The following is a 20,926-nucleotide window of genomic DNA, read 5'->3' as shown; positions in this document are numbered from 1 at the left end:
CCCGGGCCTCCCGGTCGGCCCCGCCGGGGAGTGCTCCCCACCCGAAGGCGCCGACCGAAGGGGTGGCGGCGGCTAGCCTGCGGGGACGCCCGGACCGGGCGACGCCGCGCGAACCGCGCAGGTGGGGGACGACACGAGGGGAACGACGATGCAACGACTCAAGGCGCTCGCGACGACGCTGGCGGTGGTGACGCTGGGTGGCCTGGTCACGGTGGCGACGCCCGGCGTGGCGATGGCCGAGGACGCCATGTGCCGCACGGCCACGGGCAGCGCGGACTTCTACCCGGGCCCGTCCGCCAGCACGACGTACGACAGCACGTTCCACAACGGTGTCGCGGTTCCCGCGGCGCTCTACTCCGGGCGGTGGGTGCCCCAGGGCCTGGCCTACTGGAACAACTGGAACGGCACGACCGAGGACGTCCTGCTCATCTCGGCCTACGACGACGACGACGGCAACAAGGTCCCCGACGGCCACAGCGCGGTCTTCGGCGTCGTCCTCAGCGGTGACCGGCGCGGCGCCAGCCTGGGCCGCATGCTCATCGCGCAGACCCACGCGGGCGGCGTCGCCATCGCCGGCGGCCACGTCTACGTCGGTGGTGAGGGCGTCGTGCGCTACTGGTCGGCCGCCACGGTCCGCTCGAAGCTCGCCGCCGCCGACACGAGCACCCCGGTCGCACCGAAGGGCACCCAGGACGTCGCCGGGAAGGCGTCCTTCCTCGGGTCGCACGGCGGCACGATCTGGACCGGTGACTTCTCCTCGACGAGCCACCAGTCGATGTGGCAGTACCGCCCGACGAGCACCGGCTCCCTGTCGTACACCGGCGCCAAGCGCTGGGTCCCGAGCAAGACCCAGGGGGTCGCGGTCGTCGGCGACAGGTTCGTCTTCGCCACCTCGGAGGGGCGCGACAACCGCGGCAACGTCTGGGTCCGCCCGACCTCGTACACGTCGGACATCACCGACGGGACGTCGTTCTGCATGCGGGCCCCGTCGATGATCGAGGGCGTCGCCTACGGGAGCTCGAACGGCAACGCCCACGTGTGGGCCGTCTACGAGAGCGGTGCGTACACCTACCGCGACTCGCTCAACCCCATCAGGAACATCCACTGGGCGAACGGGTCGACGCTCGCCGGGCTGTACGGCCAGGCCGACTGAGGCCACCTCGCCGCGGTGCCGGGGTCCGGGTGTCCGGGCCCCGGCACCGGCACGTGTGTCAGAGGCCGGCCGCGTCGAGCGCCTGCTCGGTGAGCCGGCGGCCGAGGGCGACCATCTCGGCCGCACGGTGGAAGTCCATCGTCCGGCACGCGTCGGAGGGCACGCTGACGAGGACGTCCGGCGGGTTGCTCGCCATCCGGTACCGCGTGATGAGCGAGGCCATGGTGTCGAACGAGCGGTTGAAGACCTCGGTCGACGACAGGTCCTTCGGCGCCGGGAGGTAGCCCGGGCCGTCCTCGGCCGGTGAGGCCTCGCGCTCGGGTGAGGCGGTGGGCGCGACCTCAGCACCCGGATCGGCCTGCGGCGCAACGGCGTCCGCTCCGCTCTCGGCCAGCCGCTCGGGCACGATGCGAGCCGCGACGCGCGAGGTGAGTGAGCGCACGGACTCCCCCAGGGCCGACATCGACCGGACCGGGGAGGCCGGCTCGATGTCGACGCCGCGCGTGTGCCCGGCCTGGAGGCTGACCGCGATGGTGAGGTCGGAGGTGACGGCCGTCGTCGGCTCGATCGGGACGGGGTTCATCAGGCCGCCGTCGACGAGGAGGCGCCCTCCGACGACGACCGGGGTCACCAGGCTCGGGATCGCCACCGACGCCCGGATGGCCGTGGCCACCGGCCCCCGCTGGAACCAGACCTCGCGACGGTTGTTGAGGTCGGTGGCGACGGCGGTGAACGGGATGGGGCAGTCCTCGATGAGGGCGCCGTCGAGGATGTCGGCGACCTTCCCGATGACCCGCTCGGCCCGGATCGCCCCACCGCCGCCGAGGTTCATGTCGAGCAGCCGCCACACGTCGTACTGGGTCAGGCTCGTGGCCCACTCGGTGTACTCGTCGAGCTTCCCGGCCGCGGTGACGCCGCCGACGAGGGCGCCCATCGAGGTCCCGGCGACGGTGACGATCTCGTGGCCCCGCTCGCGGATGACCTGCACGGCCCCGATGTGGGCATAGCCCCTGGCTCCCCCGGCCCCGAGCGCGAGGGCGACGCGTCGTCCCATGCGCTCACGGTAGCCCGGTGCGGACGGGTCTCGTGTCGGTGCCCGGTGGCAGGGTCGGGGCATGGAGCCACTGACGTACGCCGATGTCCTCGCGGCCGGTCTCGACGACTGGCGCGTCCTCGCCCAGGGCCTGCACGCCCGCTTCCGCACCGCCGGAACCGCCGAGGGTGCGGCCTTCGTCGCGGCAGCGGTCGCGGCCGCCGGGCCCCGGGCCGACCACCTCGACGTGTCGCTGGGGCACCGCAGCGTCGTCCTGCGGTCGGCCACGCGGCACGACAAGGGGCTGTGGCGCACTGCCGACGACGTGGAGGTGGCCCGCGCGGTGAGCGCCGTCGCCCGCGAGCACGGGCTCACGCCCGAGCCCGGGCTCGTCGTCCAGCTCGAGCTCGCGCTCGACACGTGGTCGACCCCCGAGCAGTCACGCTTCTGGGCCGCGGTGCTCACGGGGGACCCCGACCACCACCACGCGGGCGGCGACGTCGTCGACCTCGCGCCGGGGTTGCCGCACGTGTGGTTCCAGGGCACCGAGGCGCACGACGAGTCGCGCCAGCGCTGGCACTGGGACGTCTGGCTCGCCCCGGAGGTGGCCGACGAGCGGATCGCCGCGGCGCTGGCCGCCGGCGGCACGGTCGCCGACGACTCCGAGGCGCCCTCGTTCACCGTCCTCGCCGACCCCGAGGGCAACAAGGTGTGCATCTGCACCTGCCTCGACCGCGCCGGGGATGACGACGGAGGCTGACGGCGGGGAAAGACGACCACTGGGTACCGACGGTCCGCGTCGGACGTAGAGGGGGCGATGGCAGGCCGGCTGCGCCCTCACTCCCGTGCAGTCACCGACGTTCCCCGAGCTCGGCCCGGACCTCGGCACGTGGTCCTCGGTGCGCGTGGGCCGCCACGCTGGCTTCGACCGGGTCGTCCATCAGTTCGAGGGCCGGGGCAGGCCGCACTACGCCGTCCGATACGTCGACGAACCGATCGCCGACCCGTCCGGTGAGCCGGTACACGTCGCTGGGAGGGCGTGGCTCGAGGTGTACGTCAGCTCGATCGGGTACCCGGGCGTTGACGGCAACAGCGAGTGCCCGGAGCGGTCCGCCCCCGACCTGCGCGGGACGGTGTTCGCCGCGGCCCCGTCGATCTGCGGCGGCTTCGAGGCGCTGGCGCAGACCTTCGTCGGCCTCGACCGTCAGCGGCCGTTCCGGGTCCTCGTGCTGACCAGCCCCAGCCGCCTCGTCATCGACGTCCGCACCGGCTGACCGCGGCCCCCGCTGACCCCGGCCCGGACCGGTGCGAGCCGGGGTCAGCGGGGGACGTCGAGGTCGCGGTGCCAGGACTGGGTCCGGTACGCCGTGACCCACCCCATCGCGAGGTAGAGGCCGTCGGCCCCGGTCGGTGAGTCGGCGTCGACCTCGAGGCCGACCCGGTTGCGCCCGCGCTGCGCGGCGTCGGCGATCACGGTGTGCAACAGCGCCTTCGCCACCCCACGGCCCCGCGAGCGGCGGTGCACCCCGATGTAGTCGACGTAGCTGCCCTCGACGCCGTCGGCGTCCGGGCCGAGCACCGAGGACACGAGGGCGCCCCCGGGCAGGACGCTCCCGTCCTGCTGCTCGACGGTGGCGAGCCACCAGTGGTCCCAGCGGTGGCCGGGGTCCTCGCGCAGCCGCATGACGAACTCGGGGAAGCTCTCGCGGTAGCTGCTGAAGTGGTCCTGGAAGGACTCCTCGAGGACGCGGTGGACGTCCTGGAGGTCCTGGGCGACCGGCAGGCCGTCGTCGTGCCGGTCGACCGGGCGCACGACGACGCCGTCGCGCGGGGCCGGGAGCGACCCTGCCTCCGCGGGGTCGACGGGCCGTGACATCTGCAGCCAGGTCCGCACGTGCTCGTACCCCGCTGCCGCAAGCCACCGCTGCTGGCGCGGGTCGTCGGCGTAGGCGCCCGAGTCGAGGAGGGTGGACCGCAGCCGCCGGGCCCGGGCGATGTCGAGGGCGTGCCGCTCACCGGCGCCGAAGAGGGCGTCGGCGAGCGTCGCCCCGGTCGCGGGGTCGAGCGCAGGGTGCACGGTGACCTCGAGGACGGTGCGCCCGGCCGCCCGGTCGTGCACGGAGAGCCAGGCAGCGAGCCGGCCGTCACCGTCGTCGACGAGCACCTGCCGGCGGGTCCACGACCCGGTGCCGACGAGCAGGGCGAGCACGGCGTCACGGTTCGGGGCACCGCTCCCCCGGGCCGCACGCTGGTGGGCGGCGAGGAGGTCCGCGACCGGCCCAGCGTCATCGGTCCCGGGGGTGCGGGCGGTGAACGGCTCCGGGAGCCCGTCGATCGTCACGTCGGTCACGGTCATCGGGTCGACTCTGCCACTGTCCCCGGGTCGTGTGCTGAGGTGGTTGCCGGGGCGGCCGCCCGGGCACACGACTCGGGGCGGGTCAGCGGCGGACGCGGTGGTGCAGGTGCACGACCTCCCCCACCGTGTCGGCGGCGAGGAGGTCGAGGTCGAGGCGCACCTCGTCGGGGAGCGCACGCAGCCCGCCACCGACGAGGACGGGGTGGAGGAAGAGGTGCACCTCGTCGACGAGGCCTGCACGGAACGCCTCCGCCGCGAGGGTCGGACCGCCGATGCCGACGTCGAGGGCGCTGTCGGCGAGGAGTGCCTCGACGGCCACGGGGTCGAACGACGACTCGAGCCGGGTGCGGGCCGTCGACACCTCCTCGAGCGTCGTCGAGTAGACGACCTTCTCGGCGGCCCGCCAGATGCGGGCGTACTCGCCCTCGGGGCCGGGGACGTCGCCGGGCATCGTCTCCCAGACCTTCATCACCTCGTAGTCGCGTCGTCCGCACAGGTACGTGCCCACCTCGCGCTCGAGGTCGTTGACGAGACGGTGGAGCGCCTCGTCGGGTGCGGCCCAGCCGAACCCTCCCTCGGCGTCGGCGACGTAACCGTCGAGGGAACAGATCGCGGTGTAGCGCAACCGGGCCATCCCGGCATCGTGCCACCCGGGCCGGGCCACCGGAACGGGTCTTGTCGCGTCGGTCGCGACGCCCCCACACTGTGCCGATGGGTCGGTCGCCGGGGCCTCCCCCGTGAGGCGTGTCCGGACGTGGGTGCTCCACGTCCTCCGCGCGCCGCTCCGCGCCCTCGCCGCCGTCCCCGCCCTCCGGCGGGTCGCGTTCCACGCCAACCGGATCAGCGCCGGCCTGGACCTGCACTTCTTCCGCACCCTCGTCCTCTCGCTCACGGGCATCGTCGTCGTCGCCACCGTCGTCGTCACGGTCCTCGAACCCGAGAAGCGCTCCCTCGGCGGCCTCGTCGACTCCGGGTACTGGGCCGTCACGACGGTCATCGGCTCCGGCGACGCGAGCTTCGTCACGAGCGGCGGGGGCTACCTCGTCGGCTGGCTGCTCGCCTTCTTCGGCGTGGCGATCGTCGCCGCGCTCACGGCCGCGATCGTCGGCTTCGTCATCGAGTTCCTGCTCAAGGAGGGTCAGGGGATGGGCGCTGCCGGGTACCGCGACCACATCGTCGTCTGCGGCTGGAACGGGACGGCCCGCGAGCTCATCGAGGAGCTCAAGGGCGACGAGTTCGACGCGAAGGTCGTCGTCCTCCACGACAGCGAGCGCAGTCCGGCCGGCCCGGGCTGCTACTTCGTGCGCGGCGACACGACGAGCGCCGAGGACCTCGAGCGCGCGGGCGTCCCCGAGGCCGCCGCCGCGATCATCTGCCCGTCGGACACGAGCAACGAGGCCGACATGCGCTCCATCCTGTGCGTGCTGGCGATCGAGTCGATGGCGCCGCAGGTGCGGACCGTCGTCGAGGTCAACAACCCCAAGCACGTCGAGCACGTGCGCCGGGCGCACGCCGACGAGATCCTCGTGACGTCGCGGCTCGCGTCGCGCCTGCTGGCGCGGACGGCGCTCTACCCGGGCATCGCGGCCCTCGTCACCGACATGGTCTCCGGCGGTGAGGGGTCCGAGCTGTACCGCGTGCGGCTGCCCGACGAGTACGTCGACCTCGGGCTCGACGACCTGTCGAAGCGGCTGCGCGGCGAGCACAGCGCCACCCTCCTCGCGGTGGCCCGGGGCGAGCGGACGCTCGCCAACCCGCCGTCCGACTTCCGTCTGGCGCAGGGCGACACGGCCATCGTGGTCGCCGAGTCGCTGGGCGACCTGCACCCCTTGCGCCCCGACGAGGCCCTCGACCTCGACTGACTCCCGCGTCAGTGGGCGCCGAGCCGGCGGGCGGCCAGGAGCGCGAGGGCCCGGGCGACCTCGACGACCTCGGCCAGCGGCACCGACTCCCTCGGCGCGTGGGCGAGCCGGACGTCACCCGGCCCGTACTGGAGCGTCGGGATGCCGCCGACCCCCGCGTAGAGACGCAGGTCCGAGCCGTACGGGGCGGCGCCCTCCTCCGGATGACGCCCGCTCACCACGGCGACGGCGTCGACGACCTCCCCGACCAGGCCGTGGCCCTCGGGGAGCCGACCCGACGCGAACTGTCCCCCCGGCCAGGTGACCACCGGCGGGTGGTCGCGCAGGAACGGGTCGGCGGCGGCCGCCGTGGCGACGGCCTCCTCCAGCGCCTGCCGGGCGTCGGCCGGGTCCTCCCCCAGCCGCACGCCCATCCGGCCCTCGGCGACGAGCAGGTCGGGAACGGAGGACGCCCAGTCGCCCGAGCGCAGGGTTCCGACCGAGATCCCGTACGGCAGCGGCGTGTTCGCGAAGCGGGGGTCGGCGTCGGCGTTGCGCCGCGCCTCGAGCCCGCGCAGGGCGACGTGGAGCGGGAAGAAGGTGTCGATGGCCGAGACGCCCTCGAGGCGGGTGCTGCCGTGGGCCGCCCGACCGGGCACCTCGAGCCGGAAGGTCAGGGCCCCGGCGTTCGCCGTCACGACCCTGCCGCTCGTCGGCTCGGTGATGACGGCGACGTCGCCGCCATGGCCGCGCCGCAGGGTCGCGAACGCCCCGAGACCGCCGTCCTCCTCGCTGATCACGCTGTGGAGGGCGAGGCGCCGCTCGAGCGCGACCCCCGAACGGTGCAGCGCCCGGGCGACGGCGAGGTTGGCGGTGACCCCGGCCTTCATGTCGCACGCGCCGCGTCCGTGGAGGACACCGCCGTCGACGCGCGCCGAGAACGCCTCTCCACCAGCCCACTTCGCGAGGTCGCCCGTGGGCACGACGTCGATGTGCCCCTGGAGGACGAGGCCCGGCACGCCCTCGCCGGGTCCGGTGCCCACGAGCCCGTGTCCCTCGGTGCGCGGGGCCTCCGTCCCGGGGAACTCGGGGTCGGAGCGCAGCGCGTCGAGGTCGAGCGACCAGAGGTCGACCTCGAGCCCCGCCTCCTCGTACCAGCGGGCGACCACGTGCTGGAGGTCGGCCTCGGCGTCGGTCCCCGTGACGCTCGGGACCCGCACGAGCTCGACGAGCGTCGCGACGAGCTCGTCCTCGTCGAGGGCGTCCAGGACCCGCTGCTCGGCGCTCGTCAGCTCGGTCACGGACACAGGCTAGGGGCCTCGACGCGGAATGGACCGCCGCCGTCCGGGGTTGCCGCCTGTCGTGACGTCCTCCGCCCCGACCCCGGTCTCGCGCGCCTCGGTGGGGCTGGGGAGCGAACGCGGGCCCGTCCTCCTCGCCGTCATGCTGAGCACAGGGCTGGTGGCGATCGACGCGACGATCCTCGCGGCGGCGGTGCCCGCGGTCGTGGACGACCTCGGCGGGCTGACCCAGTTCCCCTGGCTGTTCTCCGTGTACCTGCTCGCCCAGGCGGTGTCGGTGCCGTTGTTCGGCAAGGTGTCCGACCTCGTGGGCCGCAAGCCGGTCATGCTCGTGGGGGTCGGGCTGTTCGTCGTCGGGTCGCTGCTGTGCGGCGTGGCGTGGTCGATGGGCAGCCTCGTCGCGTTCCGGGCGGTCCAGGGCCTGGGCGCCGGGGCGGTGCAGCCGGTGGGGATGACGATCGTCGGCGACATCTACTCCCTCGCCGAGCGCGCGACCGTGCAGGGGTACATCGCCGCCGTGTGGGCGGCGTCCTCGCTCATCGGCCCGACGCTGGGCGGGATCTTCGCCGACTACCTGTCGTGGCGCTGGATCTTCCTCGTCAACCTCCCTCTCGGCGCCGTCGCGGCGTGGATGCTGTGGCGCCGGTTCGACGAGCGCCGGCCCGCGCGCGAGGCGGGGGCCGTACGCCCACGGGTCGACGTCCTCGGGTCGCTCCTGCTGACCCTCGGCACCGTGGCCCTGCTCGTCGCGCTTCTCGAGGGCGGCGTCGTGTGGGCGTGGTCCTCGCCGGCGAGCGTCGGGCTGCTCGCGGCGGCCGCGGTGCTGCTCGCCGCCTTCCTCCTCGTGGAGCGGCGGGCAGCCGAGCCGGTGCTGCCGCTGTGGGTGTTCCGCCACCGGGTGGTCGGGACGGCGATGGCGGCCTCCCTCGTCATCGGTGTGCTGCTGCTCGGGCTGACCTCGTACGTGCCGCTGTTCGCGCAGGGGGTGCTCGGCACGGGGGCCATCGTCGCCGGGTTCGCCCTCGCGGCGATGACGATCGGGTGGCCGGTCGCCGCGACGACCGCCGGGCGGCTCTACCTGCGGTTCGGGTTCCGGTCGACGATGATGCTGGGCGCCGTGGTGGCGCTCGCCGGGTCGGGGCTGCTCCTCACCGTCGACGGGTCGAGCTCGGTGGTGCACCTCGCGGCCCCGAACTTCGTCATGGGCCTGGGCTTCGGCTGGGTCGCGAGCCCCGCCATCGTCGCGGCCCAGGCAGCGGTGGGGTGGGACCGCCGCGGGGTCGCGACCGGGGCGACGCTCTTCGCCCGCTCCATCGGCAGCGCGGTCGGCGTCGCGGTCTTCGGCGCGGTCGCGAACGCGGTGGTCCGCGGTCGCCTCGGCCACGACCCGGCGAGCCTGGACGCGGTGCCGCCGGCCGTCCTCGAACCCGCGATCCACGCCGTCTTCGTCCTCTCCGGCGTCGTGGCGCTGGCCGCCGTCGTCGCGGTGGCGTTCATGCCTCGCCACGTCGAGGAGGTCGTCGAGGACGTCGCCGCTCGCTCCTGACCAGGAGGGCGTGTGAGCCGGCGGACACCCGTCCGCCGTCGTGCCCCAGCCGTCCTAGCGTGGGACCAGCGGGACGCCAGGGGCCGACCGCCGACCCGGACGCCCGCGCGAGGAGCGCACCATGGACACCACACGGGCCACCCACACCACCGTCCTCCGCGCGACGACCGTCACCGTCGGCATGCACCGCCGTGAGGTCCGCGATCGGGGGTCGTCGCCGCCGCTCCTCCTCACCGGCCCGCGCCTCACGGCTGCGTGGGTCCTCTCCCTCGTCGTCCTCGGGCTGATGGTCGTGGCGTCCGCGCTCGGGCTGTTCGTCGACGCCCTCTACCCCGAGCAGACGTGGGCCGTCGCCGCCCTGCGCGGCAACGACCTCGTGACCCTCGTCGTGGCGGCCCCCACCCTGGCCCTCGCCCTGGGCGCCTCGTGGCGCGCAGCCACGGCTGCGTCGGTGACCGTGTGGGTGGGGATGCTCTTCTACGGCGTCTACAACTTCGCGTACTACGCCTTCGGAGCCCGCTTCAGCGACGTGTTCCTGCTCCACGTGGCCGCGTTCTCCGCCTCGGCGGCAGGTCTCGTCCTCCTCGGGACGAGCATCGACGCGCCCGCCGTGGCCCGGCGCCTCGCCTCCGGCGTGCGGGCGCGTGTGGTCGCGGTGTTCTCGGTCCTCGTCGGCCTGGCGCTCGTCGCGGCCTGGGGTGGGCTCTCGGTGCGGTTCGCCGTGACCGGTGACCTGCCGCCGGAGGACGTCATGCCTCCCGAGGCCGTGCACCTCGTCTACGCCCTCGACCTCGGCGTCCTCGCCCCGGCGTTCCTCACGGCCGGCGTCCTCCTGTGGCGCCGGATCCCCTGGGGCGCGGTCCTCACGGCCGCGGTGACGGCGTCGGGCGCGGCGTACCTCGCGGTGCTGTGGGCCGTCGGCGGCTTCCAGGCCGACGCGGGGATCGACGGCCGCACGTGGTGGTCGCCGGTCGCGATCGGGTCGGCGCTCGCCTGCCTCGCCGCGGCGGTCGTCATGCTCGTCCCGCCATCGGCGGCCGACGACCGCGACGGCTGACGCGGCACCGAGCGTGCGGAAACAGCTGCCGGAGGGGCCGTTTCCGCCCTCGTGGCGGTGGGGGTCAGGCGGTGCGGGCCGCCGCGCTCGCGACGCCGAGCCAGTCGTGCGGGTTGCCGTCCCAGCACCAGCCGAGCTTCGCCGCCCGCTCGCTGATCCACAGGGCCGGCACCCGCCGGTCGCCACGCCGCGAACCGGACAGCATGAAGCACCGGTTCCGCTCGAGGAGCGCGGGGACGTGCGTGACGGCCGCGATGCCCTCCTCGATGGTCAGCGGTGTGCGCCGCCGACCGAGGATGACGGGCAGCGCCTCCTCCGGCCGGACGCCGAGGAACTCCTCGCCCCGGTCGACGTCGAGGAGGAGGTAGGCGCCCGGGTCGGGCAGGGCGACCTGCTCGATGGCCCGGTAGGGGGCCAGGCCCTGCTCGCCGTGGTTGCGGTCGAGGATGCCCTCCTTGCGCCCACCGGTGAGGCGGAGGAGGGGGACGGTGCGCTCGGGGTCGACGAGCTCACGCGTCACGACGAGGACGAGGGGCGTGTGGCCGGGTGGGGTGTCGGCGGGGAGGTCGGGCAGCCGGGCGGCGGCGTCGCGGAGGGGCTCGAGGCGGTCGGTGAAGGCCTGCTCGGTGAGCCCGGCGAGGGCCGGGTACCCGAGGGCGAGGAGGGTCTCGACCTGCTCGTCGAGGACCGTGGTGGCGGCGACGGTGGCGGTGGCTGCGGTGATGGTGACCTCCGGGTCGGGCTCCTGGCGGCCGGGCTCCCGGCACGCCTGCCGGTGCGGGACCGGCCCATCCTCAACGCGGCCCGGGTCGCGGGCGTTCCCGGGGTTCAGGCGCGGGTGACGACGTGCGTCTCGCGCGCCCTCATCCACGGGACGGCCGCGAGCACGGTGATCGCGCCCGTGACCCCGAAGGCCAGCGCGTACGACCCGACGTCGACGAGGAGCCCCGCCACGATCGGCCCGATGATGGCGCCGGTGTCGGCCGCCATCTGGAACGCGGCGAGCGCCGGCCCGCCGTTGCGCTCACGCCCGACGACGTCCGCGAGGGATGCCTGCTGCGCCGGGTTGAGCGTCCCGGAGCCCACGCCCGCGACGACCGAGAGGACGACGAGCGTCGGCAGGTTGGCCGAGAACCCGGTCACCGCGGTGGCGGTCCCGCTGACGAGCAGCCCGGTGACGATGAACGGCTTGCGCCCGACGCGGTCGGACAGCCGGCCCGCGACGGTGAGGCCCACCGCGTTGCCGGCGGCGAACACCGCGAGGGCCATGCCCGCGACCCAGGGCTCCTTGCCGATGACGACCGCGGCGAAGAGGGGAAGGATGGCGTTGCGCACCCCGAAGTTCGCCCAGCCGTTGGCGAACCCGGACCACACGGCCGCCCGGTAGGCGCTGTCGCCCCACCCGTCGCGGACCGTCATCGCCGGGAGCGTGGCGGCGGACTCGTCGGGTCGCAGGGACGCCCCGCCGAGGAAGAGCGCGACCACCGAGGCCGCGACGAGCAGTGCCACCGCGTAGACGAGGAACGGCACGCGCAGGCCCAGGTTGCCGAGCAAGCCGCCGAACACCGGCCCGCCGACGCCGCCGATGAGGAACGCGGACGCGTAGGCCGAGGACACCCGTGCCCGGATCGAGGGCGGGGACAGCCGGACGAGCAGGGCCACCGCCGACACCGTGAACATCACGGACCCGATGCCTCCCAGCCCGCGGAAGAGGAGCAGCTGCCAGTAGGTCTGCGCGAACGCCGTGGCCCCGGTGGAGACGGCGACGATGACCAGGCCCAGGAGGTAGACCGGCCGCTCGCCGAGCCGGGCGATGAGGCGTCCTCCACCGGGCGCGAAGACGAGCCGGAAGAACGCGAAGGCGGAGACGACGACCGAGCTGGCGGTGGCCCCGACACCGAAGCTCTGCGCGAACTGGGGCAGCACCGGGGTGATGAGCCCGAACCCGAGGGCGATGACGAACGCCGAGGCGATGAGCACCCAGATCTCGCGCGGGATGCGGACCTTCCCGACCGGGTGGGGCGAGGAGGCGGACACGGTCGCCCAGTATGCCCGCGCGCCCCCCTCAGCCCTTCGCGGGCCCTCGCGACGTCGCGCCTCTCCGCTCCCGGGGTCGTGTGCCCGGGTGGCTGCCCGGGCGACCACCTGGGCACACGACTCGAGAAGAGTCAGCGGGCGAGGACCGCCACGACGAGGGGGACGGTCGCGAGCGCGACGAGCAGGCTGTCCCGCCACGTCCACCGGGCGGGGACCCACCAGGTGCGCGAGGAGGCGGTCGCGAAGCCGCGGGCGTCCATCGCGACGGCGAGGTCGGCGGCGGAGCGGAGGGTGCGGACGAGCAGTCCCAGCGTCAGGGCGCCGAGGTGGGCGACGAGGGTGCCGGGCCGCCGCCACGAGATCCCGAGCCCCCGGATCCGCCGGGCACGGCCGAGCTCGCGCCAGATCTCCCCGAACGAGTGGACCCGCTGCAGGGCGGCGGCGGTGGCGACGACAGGGCGGTCAGGGAGGCGGAGGCGCTGGGCGAGGTGGTCGCCGAGGCGGTCGGGGTCGATCCAGGGGATGAGGACGGCCGACGGCAGCGTGATGACGAGGACGCGCAGGGCCACGGTTGCCGCGGCATCGACGTCGTGACCGGCGAGGAGCCACGTGGACCAGGCGACGGAGGCCGCGGCGAGCAGGCCCGGCACCAGCCTGACGCCGGTGCGGCGCAGGCGTTTCGGCGGCTTGGCTCGCTCGCCCGGGGCGGACAGCCCGACGAGGGAGAGGACGACCTGCGCCGCGAGCACCCACACGGTCACCGACCAGTGCGGCGAGACGACGCCCGCCGGGACCGCGAGGAGGGCGGACGCGAGGAGGGCGAGGGGGCCGCAGCGCGCGACGAGCGGGGACGCCGTGGGCGGCTCCGGGACCCCGGCCGACGGGGCCCCGGCCGACGGGGCCCCGAGCCGGTGCACCGTCGTCGCGCGGTCGACGACGTGGGTGTCGTGGGTGGCCGTGACGACCGCGCCACCGGCGGTCCGGTAGGCCGCGACGAGCCCGACGAGGGCCGCCCAGGTGCGGCGGTCCTGCCCGACCGTCGGCTCGTCGGCGAGGAGGACGTCCGGTCCGTGGAGGAGCGCGGCGGCGACCGCGAGGCGGCGCTGCTCCCCGCCGGAGAGGTGGCGCGGGTCGGCCCGCTGGAGGTGGAGCAGGCCGAGGGTGGTGAGGAGGGCGCGGGCTCGGCCCTTGGCGGCGTCGTCCTCCCGGCCCAGGGCCCGGGTCGTGGCGAGGACCTCGTCGAGGACGGTGCCGGCGACGATCGTCGAGCTCGACCACTGCGGGACCCACGCCACGTGGGTGGCGAGCTCGGCGGCGGGCAGGGCGGCCGGCGAGCTCGGGCCGGTGGGTGTGGCGATCCTGACGGCGGTGCCGCCGGTGGCGGGCAGGAACCCCGCGAGCGCGTGGAGGACCGTCGACTTGCCCGACCCGCTGGGGCCGACGAGCGCCGTGAGGGTGCCCGGCGCGGCGGCCACCGGGTCGGCGGTGCGCGCCGCGACGCGGGTGCGGACGGTCCCGTCGACGAGGCGCGTCCTCCGCTCGACCGTGAGCGGGGCCGCCCGCAGCGCGGCCGTCACCGACGGTCCCGGCTGCTTCGCACTGCTGCGCCCCACGTCAGCAGCGCGAAGCCGCCCGACCGCGGCACCGTTCGCACTGCTGCGCCCCACGTCAGCAGCGCGAAGCCCATGGACTGCACCGGCCTCGCCCCGTCCGTCGCGGGGGGCGACGAGCGACGGGTCGACGGCGACCGGCGCCGGTGGCCGCTCCCCCGGCACCCACACCCCCATGTCCAGCAGCCGCTCGCGTTCGTCCGCAAGAGTCGCCCGCACCGGACCGTCGGCGACGACCCGCCCGTCGGCGGAGAGGACGACGAGCCGCGACACGAGGTCGACCCACGGGCCGAGGACGTGCTCGACGACGACGAGCGTGGGCGCCCCGGGCCTCGCGACGAGCGCGCCGACGGCCTCGCGGACCTCGGCGGCCGATGCGGGGTCGAGCATCGCCGTCGGCTCGTCGAGGAGGACGACCGACGGGTCGAGGGCGAGGGTCCCGGCGAGCGCCAGCCGTTGGGTCTGGCCCCCCGAGAGCGCCGACGTCGGGGTGTCGAGGGGCAGGTCGCCGAGACCCACGGCGTCCAGGGCAGCAGTGACGAGGGGCGCCATCGCCGCGCGCGGCATCGCCACGTTCTCGGGCCCGAAGGCGACGTCGCGCCCGACCGAGGCGGCGACGACCCCGGACCCGGGCTCCTGGAGCACGAGCCCCACCGACCCCGGCCGGGCACCGGGGGCCGCGCCGTCGACCCGCACCGAACCGGTGACGTCGCCGGCGTCGGCGGTCTCGAGCAACCCGGCGAACGCGCGGAGCAGGGTCGACTTGCCCGACCCGCTCGGACCGACGAGGAGGACGCGCTCCCCCGGCTCGACCCGCAGCGACACGTCCCGGAGCACCGGCTCGCGCCGCCCGAAAGGGCGCCAGGTGAGCGCGTCGACCTCGACGAGGCCACGCCGCGGCCCGTCCTCCTCCGGGACGTGGGTGACCACCGTCGGCGGGCCGACGGTCGTCACCCACGGTCGCGGGGAGGCCGCGGGGCGGGGGTCAGACAGCGTGGGACTCCCGGTGCTCCTGCCCCGCCGGGAACGCGGACAGCGCCCCGGCCCGGGCGAGCGCACGGGTGAGCAGCCAGCCGACGACACCGGCGAGCACGGCGCCGGAGACACCCATCGCGAGCAGGTAGGCCAGCTTGTCGCGCAGGACCCACTCGGCGTACCAGCCGCCGCCGTTCGCGAGGACCGACAGCACCGGCACGTCGGCCCACGACGCCGGGAACCTCACGACCTCGAAGGCCCACTCGAGCGGCGCCGACAGCACCCCGGCGAGCGAGGCCGCGACGACCCCGAACGCCTTGTAGCCGAAGATCGCGAACGCGAGCTCGGCGCCGAGGCCCTGGAGGATGCCGGAGACGAGGACGGTCGCGCCCCACTCGGTGCCCGGCAGCATCGAGACGAGCGCCGCGACGACCTCGCAGAACAGCGCCGCGCCCGGCCGCCGGACGACCAGTCCGCCGACGACCCCGGCGAGGAACCAGGTGCCGACGAACAGGCCGTTGAGCGGGGCGTAGCCGAGCTTGAGGGCGGTGATCGGCCCGTTGTAGAGGATCCCCCAGCCCCAGAACGCGACACCGAGGGCCGCGCCGAGGAAGGCGATCGTGAGGATGTCGACCGTCCGCCACCCCATGAGGGGTGCGGTGGCCGTGATGGAGCCGCGGCGGCGGGCCGTCGGCTCGGTGAGCTGGGTTGCCATGTGTGTTCTCCCGTGGTGTGGACACCTCGGAGAGGGACACTCCCGGCACCTCGCAGGCCACGCCTGGCGGGTGTGCCGGGGGTGCACCTGAGATTCCCGACTCCCTACACCGGTGCTAACCGGATCAGGTTCGAGGGTCTGCGGCGAGCCGCACTCTCAGCGCCGGAGCGCTCCCCTGTCGTTGGACTCGGACAGCGTATACCCGCGGGCATAGGGTAGGGAGACCCGCGTCGGAGGCCCCTCCGGCGACCCCGAACCACGCTGGAGGACGACACATGGGACCGCTCGCCTGGAAGGTTCTCGGAACCGGGAGCGCCATCCTCGCCGGGGTCGTCGCGACCAAGCTCGTCAACGCCGTGTGGGGCAGGGCCCTCAAGGACGAGATCAACCCCAAGGACCCCGACGCCCCCCTCGCCAAGGCCGTCGCGTACGCCGCCATCACCGGCCTCGCCGTCGGCGTGGCGCGCACCTTCACCGAGCGCAAGGCCGCCGCGTACTACGCGAAGTCGGCGGGCCACCTCCCGAAGGAGATCGCCGAGGAGCCCGTCAGCTGAGGTCGCCCTCGGCAGCCTCCGTCGCCGCAGGCCCCGGCTGCTCCGCGAGCCAGCGCAGGATGTCGCGCGGGACCTGCCGCGACGACGCGACCCAGAGGTGCCCTCGGCCGGGGTAGCCCACGAACCGGGCACCGGGGACGAGCCGCACCGTCTCGGCGACGACGTCGGCCGCGAAGAACTGGTCCTCGTCACCGCAGAGGACGAGGACGGGAACCCGGATGCCGGGCAGCACGGGTCGCGCGTCGAAGGCGACCTCCGACTCGGCCTCGACGACGACGTCCGATGCGGGGTGGTCGCGCCCGGACATCAGCATCCGGCCCAGCAGCGGACCCGCGAGGCGCCGCAGCCACCGCCAGCGGGCGGCCGGGAGCACGTACTCGCCGAAGGTCGCCCCGGCCAGCGACCGGTCGCCGCGCTCGACGGCGGCCGCGAGCCGGGCGTCGACGTCCCTCCCCCAGTCGTTCACGCGGGCGGCGGAGGCGACGAGCGCGACGCGTCCCAGGAGCCTGCCGTGCCGGGCGGCGAGCAGCTGGGCGACCATCCCGCCGTAGGAGACCCCGACGACGAGGTCGGCCCGGCCCCCGAGCTGCTCCCGGACGAAGCCGGAGACGTCGTCGGCGACGTCCTCCACGGTGTGGCCGCGCGGCATCCCCCGTCGCCGGCTGACGTAGCAGACGGTGTACCCCGCCTCGACGAACGGGTGCGAACCACCGTTCGGTGCTGCGCGACAGGCGACCCGAGGGCACGCTGCCCCCCGGACCGCCGCCGAGGTAGAGCAGGGTGCGGGGGCCGTCGCCCCACGAGGCGTGGTCCATCCCGGTCGCCGACGTCCCTCGGCGGACCCGTGTGCGCTCGGCCATGTGGACCTCCTCGCGCCCCACGGTCCCGCACGTCGCGGCCCCGGGGAAGGGGTGCGGCTCAGCCCAGGTCGAGGGCGCGGGCCAGGGGCATGCCCGGCCGGTAGGCCAGGTGCTCGTGGCTCGGGGCGTCGAGGACGGCGAGGTCGGCCCGCGCGCCCACGGCGACCCGCCCGACGTCCTCGCGCCGCAGCGCCCGGGCGCCGCCCACCGTTGCGGCGACGAGCGCCTCGGCTGCCGTCATCCGCATCTCGCGCACCGCGAGCGCGATGACGAACGGCATCGAGGCCGTGTTGCACGTCCCCGGGTTGCAGTCGCTGGCGAGCGCGAGGTCGACGCCTGCGTCGACGAGCCGCCGGGCGTCGACCCACGGCATCCGCGTCGAGAACTCGACCCCGGGCAGGAGGGTGGCCACGGTGGTCCCCGCCGCGCCCGCGAGGGCCTCGACGTCGTCGTCCGACAGGAAGGTGCAGTGGTCGACCGATGCCGCGCCGAGCTCGACCGCGAGGCGCACCCCCGGTCCCGGCGACAGCTGGTTGCCGTGGACCCGCAGGCCGAGCCCGGCCCCGCGGCCCGCCTCGAGGACGCGGCGTGACTCGCCCTCGGTGAAGGCGTACGGCGAGGCCGGCTCGCAGAAGACGTCGACCCACCGGGCGTGCGGGGCGCACGCGGCGAGCATCGGGCCGGTGACGAGGTCGAGGTAGGCCGCGCGTCCGGCGGCGTCCCCGCGCGCCTCGGGCGGCACGACGTGCGCCCCGAGGAAGGTCGTCTCCTCGGTGACCTCGCGCGCGAGTCGCAGCGAGCGCTCCTCGTGCTCGACGTCGAGGCCGTAGCCGCTCTTGATCTCAACGAGCGTCGTTCCGAGAGAGCGCATCTCGGCGACCCGGGCCCGGAGGAGGTTTCGCAGCTCGTCATCGGACGCGGCCCTCGTCGCCGCCACGGAGACGCCGATGCCCCCTCCGTCGTAGGGCGTCCCGGCCATCCGTGCGGTGAACTCGGCCGACCGGTCACCAGCGAACACGAGGTGGCTGTGGCTGTCGACGAACCCGGGGACGACGGCGGCACCACCGACGTCGACGCGGCGGTCGGCGACCGGGGCCGCTGCTGCCCGGCCGACCCAGGCGACCCGCCCCTCCTCCACCACGAGCGCAGCGTCCCTCACGGTGCCGATCCGCTCCTGGGCCGGGACGACCGGGCCGAGAACCGGTGTGTCGCCGTCGGGCCCGGCGCAGGTGACGAGCTCGCCGATGTTCGTGACGAGGGTCGACCGGGCACCGGCTCCGATGGGACCCGCGGTCACCGCCGGACCGCCGAGATGGCGTCGGCGAGCATCCGCCCGACGTCACCGGCGCGATGGACGCCACCGCGGACGACGTGCTCACCGTGGACGACGACGTCCGTGACGTCGGCCGCGGTCGCCGCGTAGAGGACCCGGTCGGCGGGGACCCCCGCGGTCCGGGCGCTGTCGAGGCGGACGGCCACGAGGTCGGCGAGCTGACCAGAGGCGACGAGCCCCCCACCGTCCCAGCCGAGCGAGCGGTAGCCGTCGATGGTCGCCATCGCGAGGAGGGAGGAGGGGTCGAAGCGGCCGCGCTCGAGGGTCTCGAGCCGCTCGTGCATCTCGACGCCGCGGACCTCCTCGAAGGGGTCGATGACGGCGTGCTGGTCGGAGCCGAGCGAGATCGGGACGCCGGCGTCGGCCAAGCGGCGGGCCGGCCCGATGCCGTCGGCGAGGTCGCGCTCGGTCGTCGGGCAGAAGCACGCGGTCGAGCGCGCTCCCGAGATCAGCTGGACGTCCTTGTCGGAGAGGTGGGTCGCGTGCACGACGGTCGTCGCGGGCCCGAGCAGCCCCTCGCCGGAGAGGAGCTCGGTCGGCGAGCAGCCGTAGAAGCCCTCGCAGGCGAGGTTCTCACCGGGCTGCTCGGACAGGTGGACGTGGAGGGGGCGGCCGTCGGGTCCGGCGAGCGCGCCGACCGCGGCGAGGTCGTCGCCGGGCACCGCGCGCACCGAGTGCACCGCCGTGCCGATGCGGGTCGTCGCGTCGTCGGAGAGGGCCGAGACCCGCTCGGCCCAGGCCTGCACGGTGCCGTCGCTGAACCGCTGCTGGACCTCGTCGAGCTCGAGGTGGCCGTCGGCGGTGAGGCCCCCGGCGAGGTAGCAGGTGTCGAGGAGGGTGAGCCGGATGCCGACCTCGCGGGCCGCCGCGACGAGGGCCTTGCCCATGACGTTCGGGTCGGCGTAGCGGCGCCCGCCCGGCGCGTGGTGGACGTAGTGGAACTCACCGACCGCCGTGTACCCCGCGAGGAGCATCTCGGCGAAGACCGCCTTGGCGAGGGCGTGGTAGCTCTCGGGGTCGAGGTTGCGGGTGACGCCGTACATGGCGTCACGCCAGGTCCAGAAGTTGCCGCCGTCGTCGTGCGTGCGTCCTCGCAGGGCCCGGTGGAAGGTGTGGCTGTGCCCGTTGGCGAGGCCCGGCAGGACGACGCCGGCGAGGCGCACGTCATCCGGCTCGGCCGTGGCCCCGACGAGCACCTCGCTGATCCGGCCGAGGTGGGTGAGGACGCGCACGGACCGCCGGACACCACCGGGGAGCACGGCATGCTCGCACCAGAACGCGGTCATGCACCCGCCCCGGCGAGGTCGGTGACGACGGACGCGAGGGCGTCGACGCCGGCGAGGCAGTCGTCGGCGGTGGCCCACTCGTCCGGGGAGTGCGAGACGCCGGTCGGGTTGCGCACGAACAACATCGCCGTGCGGACGCCGTCGTTGGCGAGGATGCCGGCGTCGTGGCCGGCACCCGTCCCGATGACGGGCGCACCGCCGAGCAGCGTGGCGACCCGGCGGGCGAGGACGGGGTCGAAGTCGGTCGTCGGCGTCCACGACTCCTGGGTGACGAGGCCGTCGAACTCGTGGACGACCTCGCGCACCTCGTTGACGACGCGGAGCACCGCATCCGCGACCGTGCCCCGGGCGTCGAGCCAGCCGGTGGCGCGCGACGCGATGGCGTTCACGCCTCCGGGGACGACGTGCACCCGCCCGACCGTGGCGACGCAGCCGTGTGTCTCGGCCGCCCGGCGCGTGGCGATGACCGCGGCCGCAAGGCCGAGCATGGCGTCCTCGCGGTCCTCGAGACGGGTCGTACCGGCGTGGTTCGCCTCCCCCGGGACGTCGAACCGCCAGCGCCCGTGCGGCCAGATGTCGCTGCCGACGCCCACGGCGTGACCGAGGTCGACGAGGGCCCGGCCCTGCTCGATGTGCAGCTCGACGAAGGTCCCGATGCGGGCGAGGGTCTCGTCGTCGCGGCCGAGGTGGAGCGGGTCGCGGCCGGCCGAGCGGATCGCCTCGGCCATCGAGATGCCGTCGCTGTCGGTGAGGGAGCGGGCGCGGTCGGGGCTGAGGGCGCCGGTGAGCACGCGCGAGCCGGCGCAGGCCACGCCGAACCGGGCCCCCTCCTCGTCGGTGAAGTTGACGACACCGATCGGCCGGCTCGGCCGGAAGCCGCTCGCGCGCAGGCGGTCGACGGCGGCCAGCGCGCCGGCCACGCCGAGCGGACCGTCGAAGGCGCCGCCGTCGGGGACGGAGTCCAGGTGCGACCCCATGACGACCCCGGGGTCGCCGGTCGCGACGGCGGCATCCGCGTCGCCCCACCAGGCCCACTGGTTGCCGACGCGGTCGGTGGTGACGTCGAGGCCACGGTCGCTGCACTCGCCCTCGAACCACTCGCGGAGGTCGGAGTCGGTGCGCGTGAGGGCGAAGCGGTGGTAGCCCCCGCTGCCTGCGTCGCGCCCCATGGCCTCGAGGTCCCGCCACATGCGGCGGAACCCCGTGGCGGCCCCGTCTGCTGGAGGCGTCGACGACATGAGGACATTCCACCAACTCGGCTCGGTGGGT

At 75.0% G+C, this 20,926-nt stretch carries 19 protein-coding genes and 1 riboswitch; of the genes, 7 read left to right on the top strand and 12 right to left on the bottom strand.

Features of this window, described 5'->3' with window-relative positions; genetic code table 11:
* The first annotated feature begins 148 nt into the window (after positions 1-148).
* Positions 149-1,153, top strand: a complete 1,005-nt coding sequence (locus tag ACK8HX_RS06480; protein WP_411939843.1) for a hypothetical protein — start codon at positions 149-151, stop codon at positions 1,151-1,153.
* 58 nt (positions 1,154-1,211) lie between these two features.
* Here ACK8HX_RS06480 and ACK8HX_RS06475 read toward each other — a convergent pair whose 3' ends face one another.
* Positions 1,212-2,207, bottom strand: a complete 996-nt coding sequence (locus ACK8HX_RS06475) for a patatin-like phospholipase family protein (protein WP_411939842.1) — start codon at positions 2,205-2,207, stop codon at positions 1,212-1,214.
* Positions 2,208-2,268: 61 nt separating this feature from the next.
* Between ACK8HX_RS06475 and ACK8HX_RS06470 the strand changes: the two genes are divergently transcribed.
* Positions 2,269-2,946 carry a VOC family protein gene (locus ACK8HX_RS06470; protein ID WP_411939841.1) on the top strand — a complete coding sequence of 226 codons (678 nt, stop codon included), beginning with the start codon at positions 2,269-2,271 and terminating at the stop codon, positions 2,944-2,946.
* Positions 2,947-3,031: 85 nt separating this feature from the next.
* Positions 3,032-3,460, top strand: coding sequence for an AMIN-like domain-containing (lipo)protein (locus ACK8HX_RS06465; RefSeq protein ID WP_411939840.1), 429 nt, complete (start codon positions 3,032-3,034; stop codon positions 3,458-3,460).
* Positions 3,461-3,504: 44 nt separating this feature from the next.
* Here the strand turns inward: ACK8HX_RS06465 and ACK8HX_RS06460 are convergent, their stop codons facing one another.
* Together ACK8HX_RS06460 and ACK8HX_RS06455 are read right to left on the bottom strand one after the other, a co-directional pair.
* The gene (locus ACK8HX_RS06460; protein WP_411939839.1) at positions 3,505-4,542 is read right to left on the bottom strand and encodes a GNAT family N-acetyltransferase; all 1,038 of its coding nucleotides are present in this window, start codon (positions 4,540-4,542) and stop codon (positions 3,505-3,507) included.
* An 82-nt stretch (positions 4,543-4,624) separates the two neighbouring features.
* Positions 4,625-5,176, bottom strand: a complete 552-nt coding sequence (locus tag ACK8HX_RS06455; RefSeq protein ID WP_411939838.1) for a dihydrofolate reductase family protein — start codon at positions 5,174-5,176, stop codon at positions 4,625-4,627.
* Positions 5,177-5,279: 103 nt separating this feature from the next.
* Here ACK8HX_RS06455 and ACK8HX_RS06450 point away from each other — a divergent pair, with 103 nt between their 5' ends.
* Positions 5,280-6,404 (top strand): potassium channel family protein, encoded by a 1,125-nt coding sequence (locus ACK8HX_RS06450; RefSeq protein WP_411939837.1) that lies wholly within the window; start codon positions 5,280-5,282, stop codon positions 6,402-6,404.
* Positions 6,405-6,412: 8 nt separating this feature from the next.
* On the opposite strand, the gene ACK8HX_RS06445 is transcribed toward ACK8HX_RS06450, so the two are convergent.
* Complete coding sequence (locus ACK8HX_RS06445) at positions 6,413-7,684, bottom strand: ArgE/DapE family deacylase (RefSeq protein WP_411939836.1); 1,272 nt, start codon at positions 7,682-7,684, stop codon at positions 6,413-6,415.
* A gap of 61 nt (positions 7,685-7,745) precedes the next feature.
* Here ACK8HX_RS06445 and ACK8HX_RS06440 point away from each other — a divergent pair, with 61 nt between their 5' ends.
* Together ACK8HX_RS06440 and ACK8HX_RS06435 are read left to right on the top strand one after the other, a co-directional pair.
* Entirely contained in the window at positions 7,746-9,230 is a 1,485-nt protein-coding gene (locus tag ACK8HX_RS06440) for an MDR family MFS transporter (protein ID WP_411939835.1), read from the top strand.
* A gap of 121 nt (positions 9,231-9,351) precedes the next feature.
* Positions 9,352-10,287 carry a hypothetical protein gene (locus ACK8HX_RS06435; protein ID WP_411939834.1) on the top strand — a complete coding sequence of 312 codons (936 nt, stop codon included), beginning with the start codon at positions 9,352-9,354 and terminating at the stop codon, positions 10,285-10,287.
* Positions 10,288-10,351: 64 nt separating this feature from the next.
* On the opposite strand, the gene ACK8HX_RS06430 is transcribed toward ACK8HX_RS06435, so the two are convergent.
* The 4 genes from ACK8HX_RS06430 to ACK8HX_RS06415 all read right to left on the bottom strand — a co-directional run bounded on the left by ACK8HX_RS06430 (position 10,352) and on the right by ACK8HX_RS06415 (position 15,624).
* On the bottom strand, positions 10,352-11,158 hold the full coding sequence (locus ACK8HX_RS06430) for a DUF5701 family protein (protein ID WP_411939833.1): 807 nt from the start codon (positions 11,156-11,158) through the stop codon (positions 10,352-10,354).
* The gene (locus ACK8HX_RS06425; protein WP_411939832.1) at positions 11,116-12,324 is read right to left on the bottom strand and encodes an MFS transporter; all 1,209 of its coding nucleotides are present in this window, start codon (positions 12,322-12,324) and stop codon (positions 11,116-11,118) included. Before ACK8HX_RS06425 ends, ACK8HX_RS06430 begins: the two co-directional genes overlap by 43 nt.
* 131 nt (positions 12,325-12,455) lie before the next feature.
* Positions 12,456-14,864 (bottom strand): ATP-binding cassette domain-containing protein, encoded by a 2,409-nt coding sequence (locus ACK8HX_RS06420; protein WP_411939831.1) that lies wholly within the window; start codon positions 14,862-14,864, stop codon positions 12,456-12,458.
* Positions 14,865-14,919: 55 nt separating this feature from the next.
* Positions 14,920-15,624 carry an ECF transporter S component gene (locus ACK8HX_RS06415; protein ID WP_411939830.1) on the bottom strand — a complete coding sequence of 235 codons (705 nt, stop codon included), beginning with the start codon at positions 15,622-15,624 and terminating at the stop codon, positions 14,920-14,922.
* Between the two features lie 84 nt (positions 15,625-15,708).
* Positions 15,709-15,811: riboswitch (TPP riboswitch) on the bottom strand.
* Between the two features lie 88 nt (positions 15,812-15,899).
* Here ACK8HX_RS06415 and ACK8HX_RS06410 point away from each other — a divergent pair.
* Positions 15,900-16,178 (top strand): DUF4235 domain-containing protein, encoded by a 279-nt coding sequence (locus ACK8HX_RS06410; RefSeq protein WP_411939829.1) that lies wholly within the window; start codon positions 15,900-15,902, stop codon positions 16,176-16,178.
* On the opposite strand, the gene ACK8HX_RS06405 is transcribed toward ACK8HX_RS06410, so the two are convergent.
* From ACK8HX_RS06405 to ACK8HX_RS06390, 4 genes are read right to left on the bottom strand one after another with little or no spacing between them, the layout of a single operon-like run.
* A complete protein-coding gene (locus tag ACK8HX_RS06405) occupies positions 16,171-17,100 on the bottom strand; it encodes an alpha/beta fold hydrolase (protein ID WP_411939896.1) in 930 nt (309 codons plus the stop codon). The two genes, ACK8HX_RS06410 and ACK8HX_RS06405, sit on opposite strands and share 8 nt — an antisense overlap.
* Positions 17,097-18,335 carry an imidazolonepropionase gene (gene hutI / locus ACK8HX_RS06400; protein ID WP_411939828.1) on the bottom strand — a complete coding sequence of 413 codons (1,239 nt, stop codon included), beginning with the start codon at positions 18,333-18,335 and terminating at the stop codon, positions 17,097-17,099. Before hutI ends, ACK8HX_RS06405 begins: the two co-directional genes overlap by 4 nt.
* On the bottom strand, positions 18,332-19,657 hold the full coding sequence (locus tag ACK8HX_RS06395; protein ID WP_411939827.1) for a formimidoylglutamate deiminase: 1,326 nt from the start codon (positions 19,655-19,657) through the stop codon (positions 18,332-18,334). Before ACK8HX_RS06395 ends, hutI begins: the two co-directional genes overlap by 4 nt.
* Positions 19,654-20,895: an allantoate amidohydrolase gene (locus ACK8HX_RS06390; RefSeq protein ID WP_411939826.1), complete on the bottom strand. Its 1,242-nt coding sequence runs from the start codon at positions 20,893-20,895 to the stop codon at positions 19,654-19,656. The genes ACK8HX_RS06395 and ACK8HX_RS06390 overlap by 4 nt, the downstream gene beginning before the upstream one ends.
* Positions 20,896-20,926: the final 31 nt, after the last annotated feature.

This window comes from Oryzobacter faecalis, assembly GCF_046764005.1.
Lineage (GTDB): Bacteria > Actinomycetota > Actinomycetes > Actinomycetales > Dermatophilaceae > Oryzobacter > Oryzobacter faecalis.
Note: the sequence above shows the minus strand (reverse complement) of the source record. Positions and strands in the feature narration are given on the sequence as shown.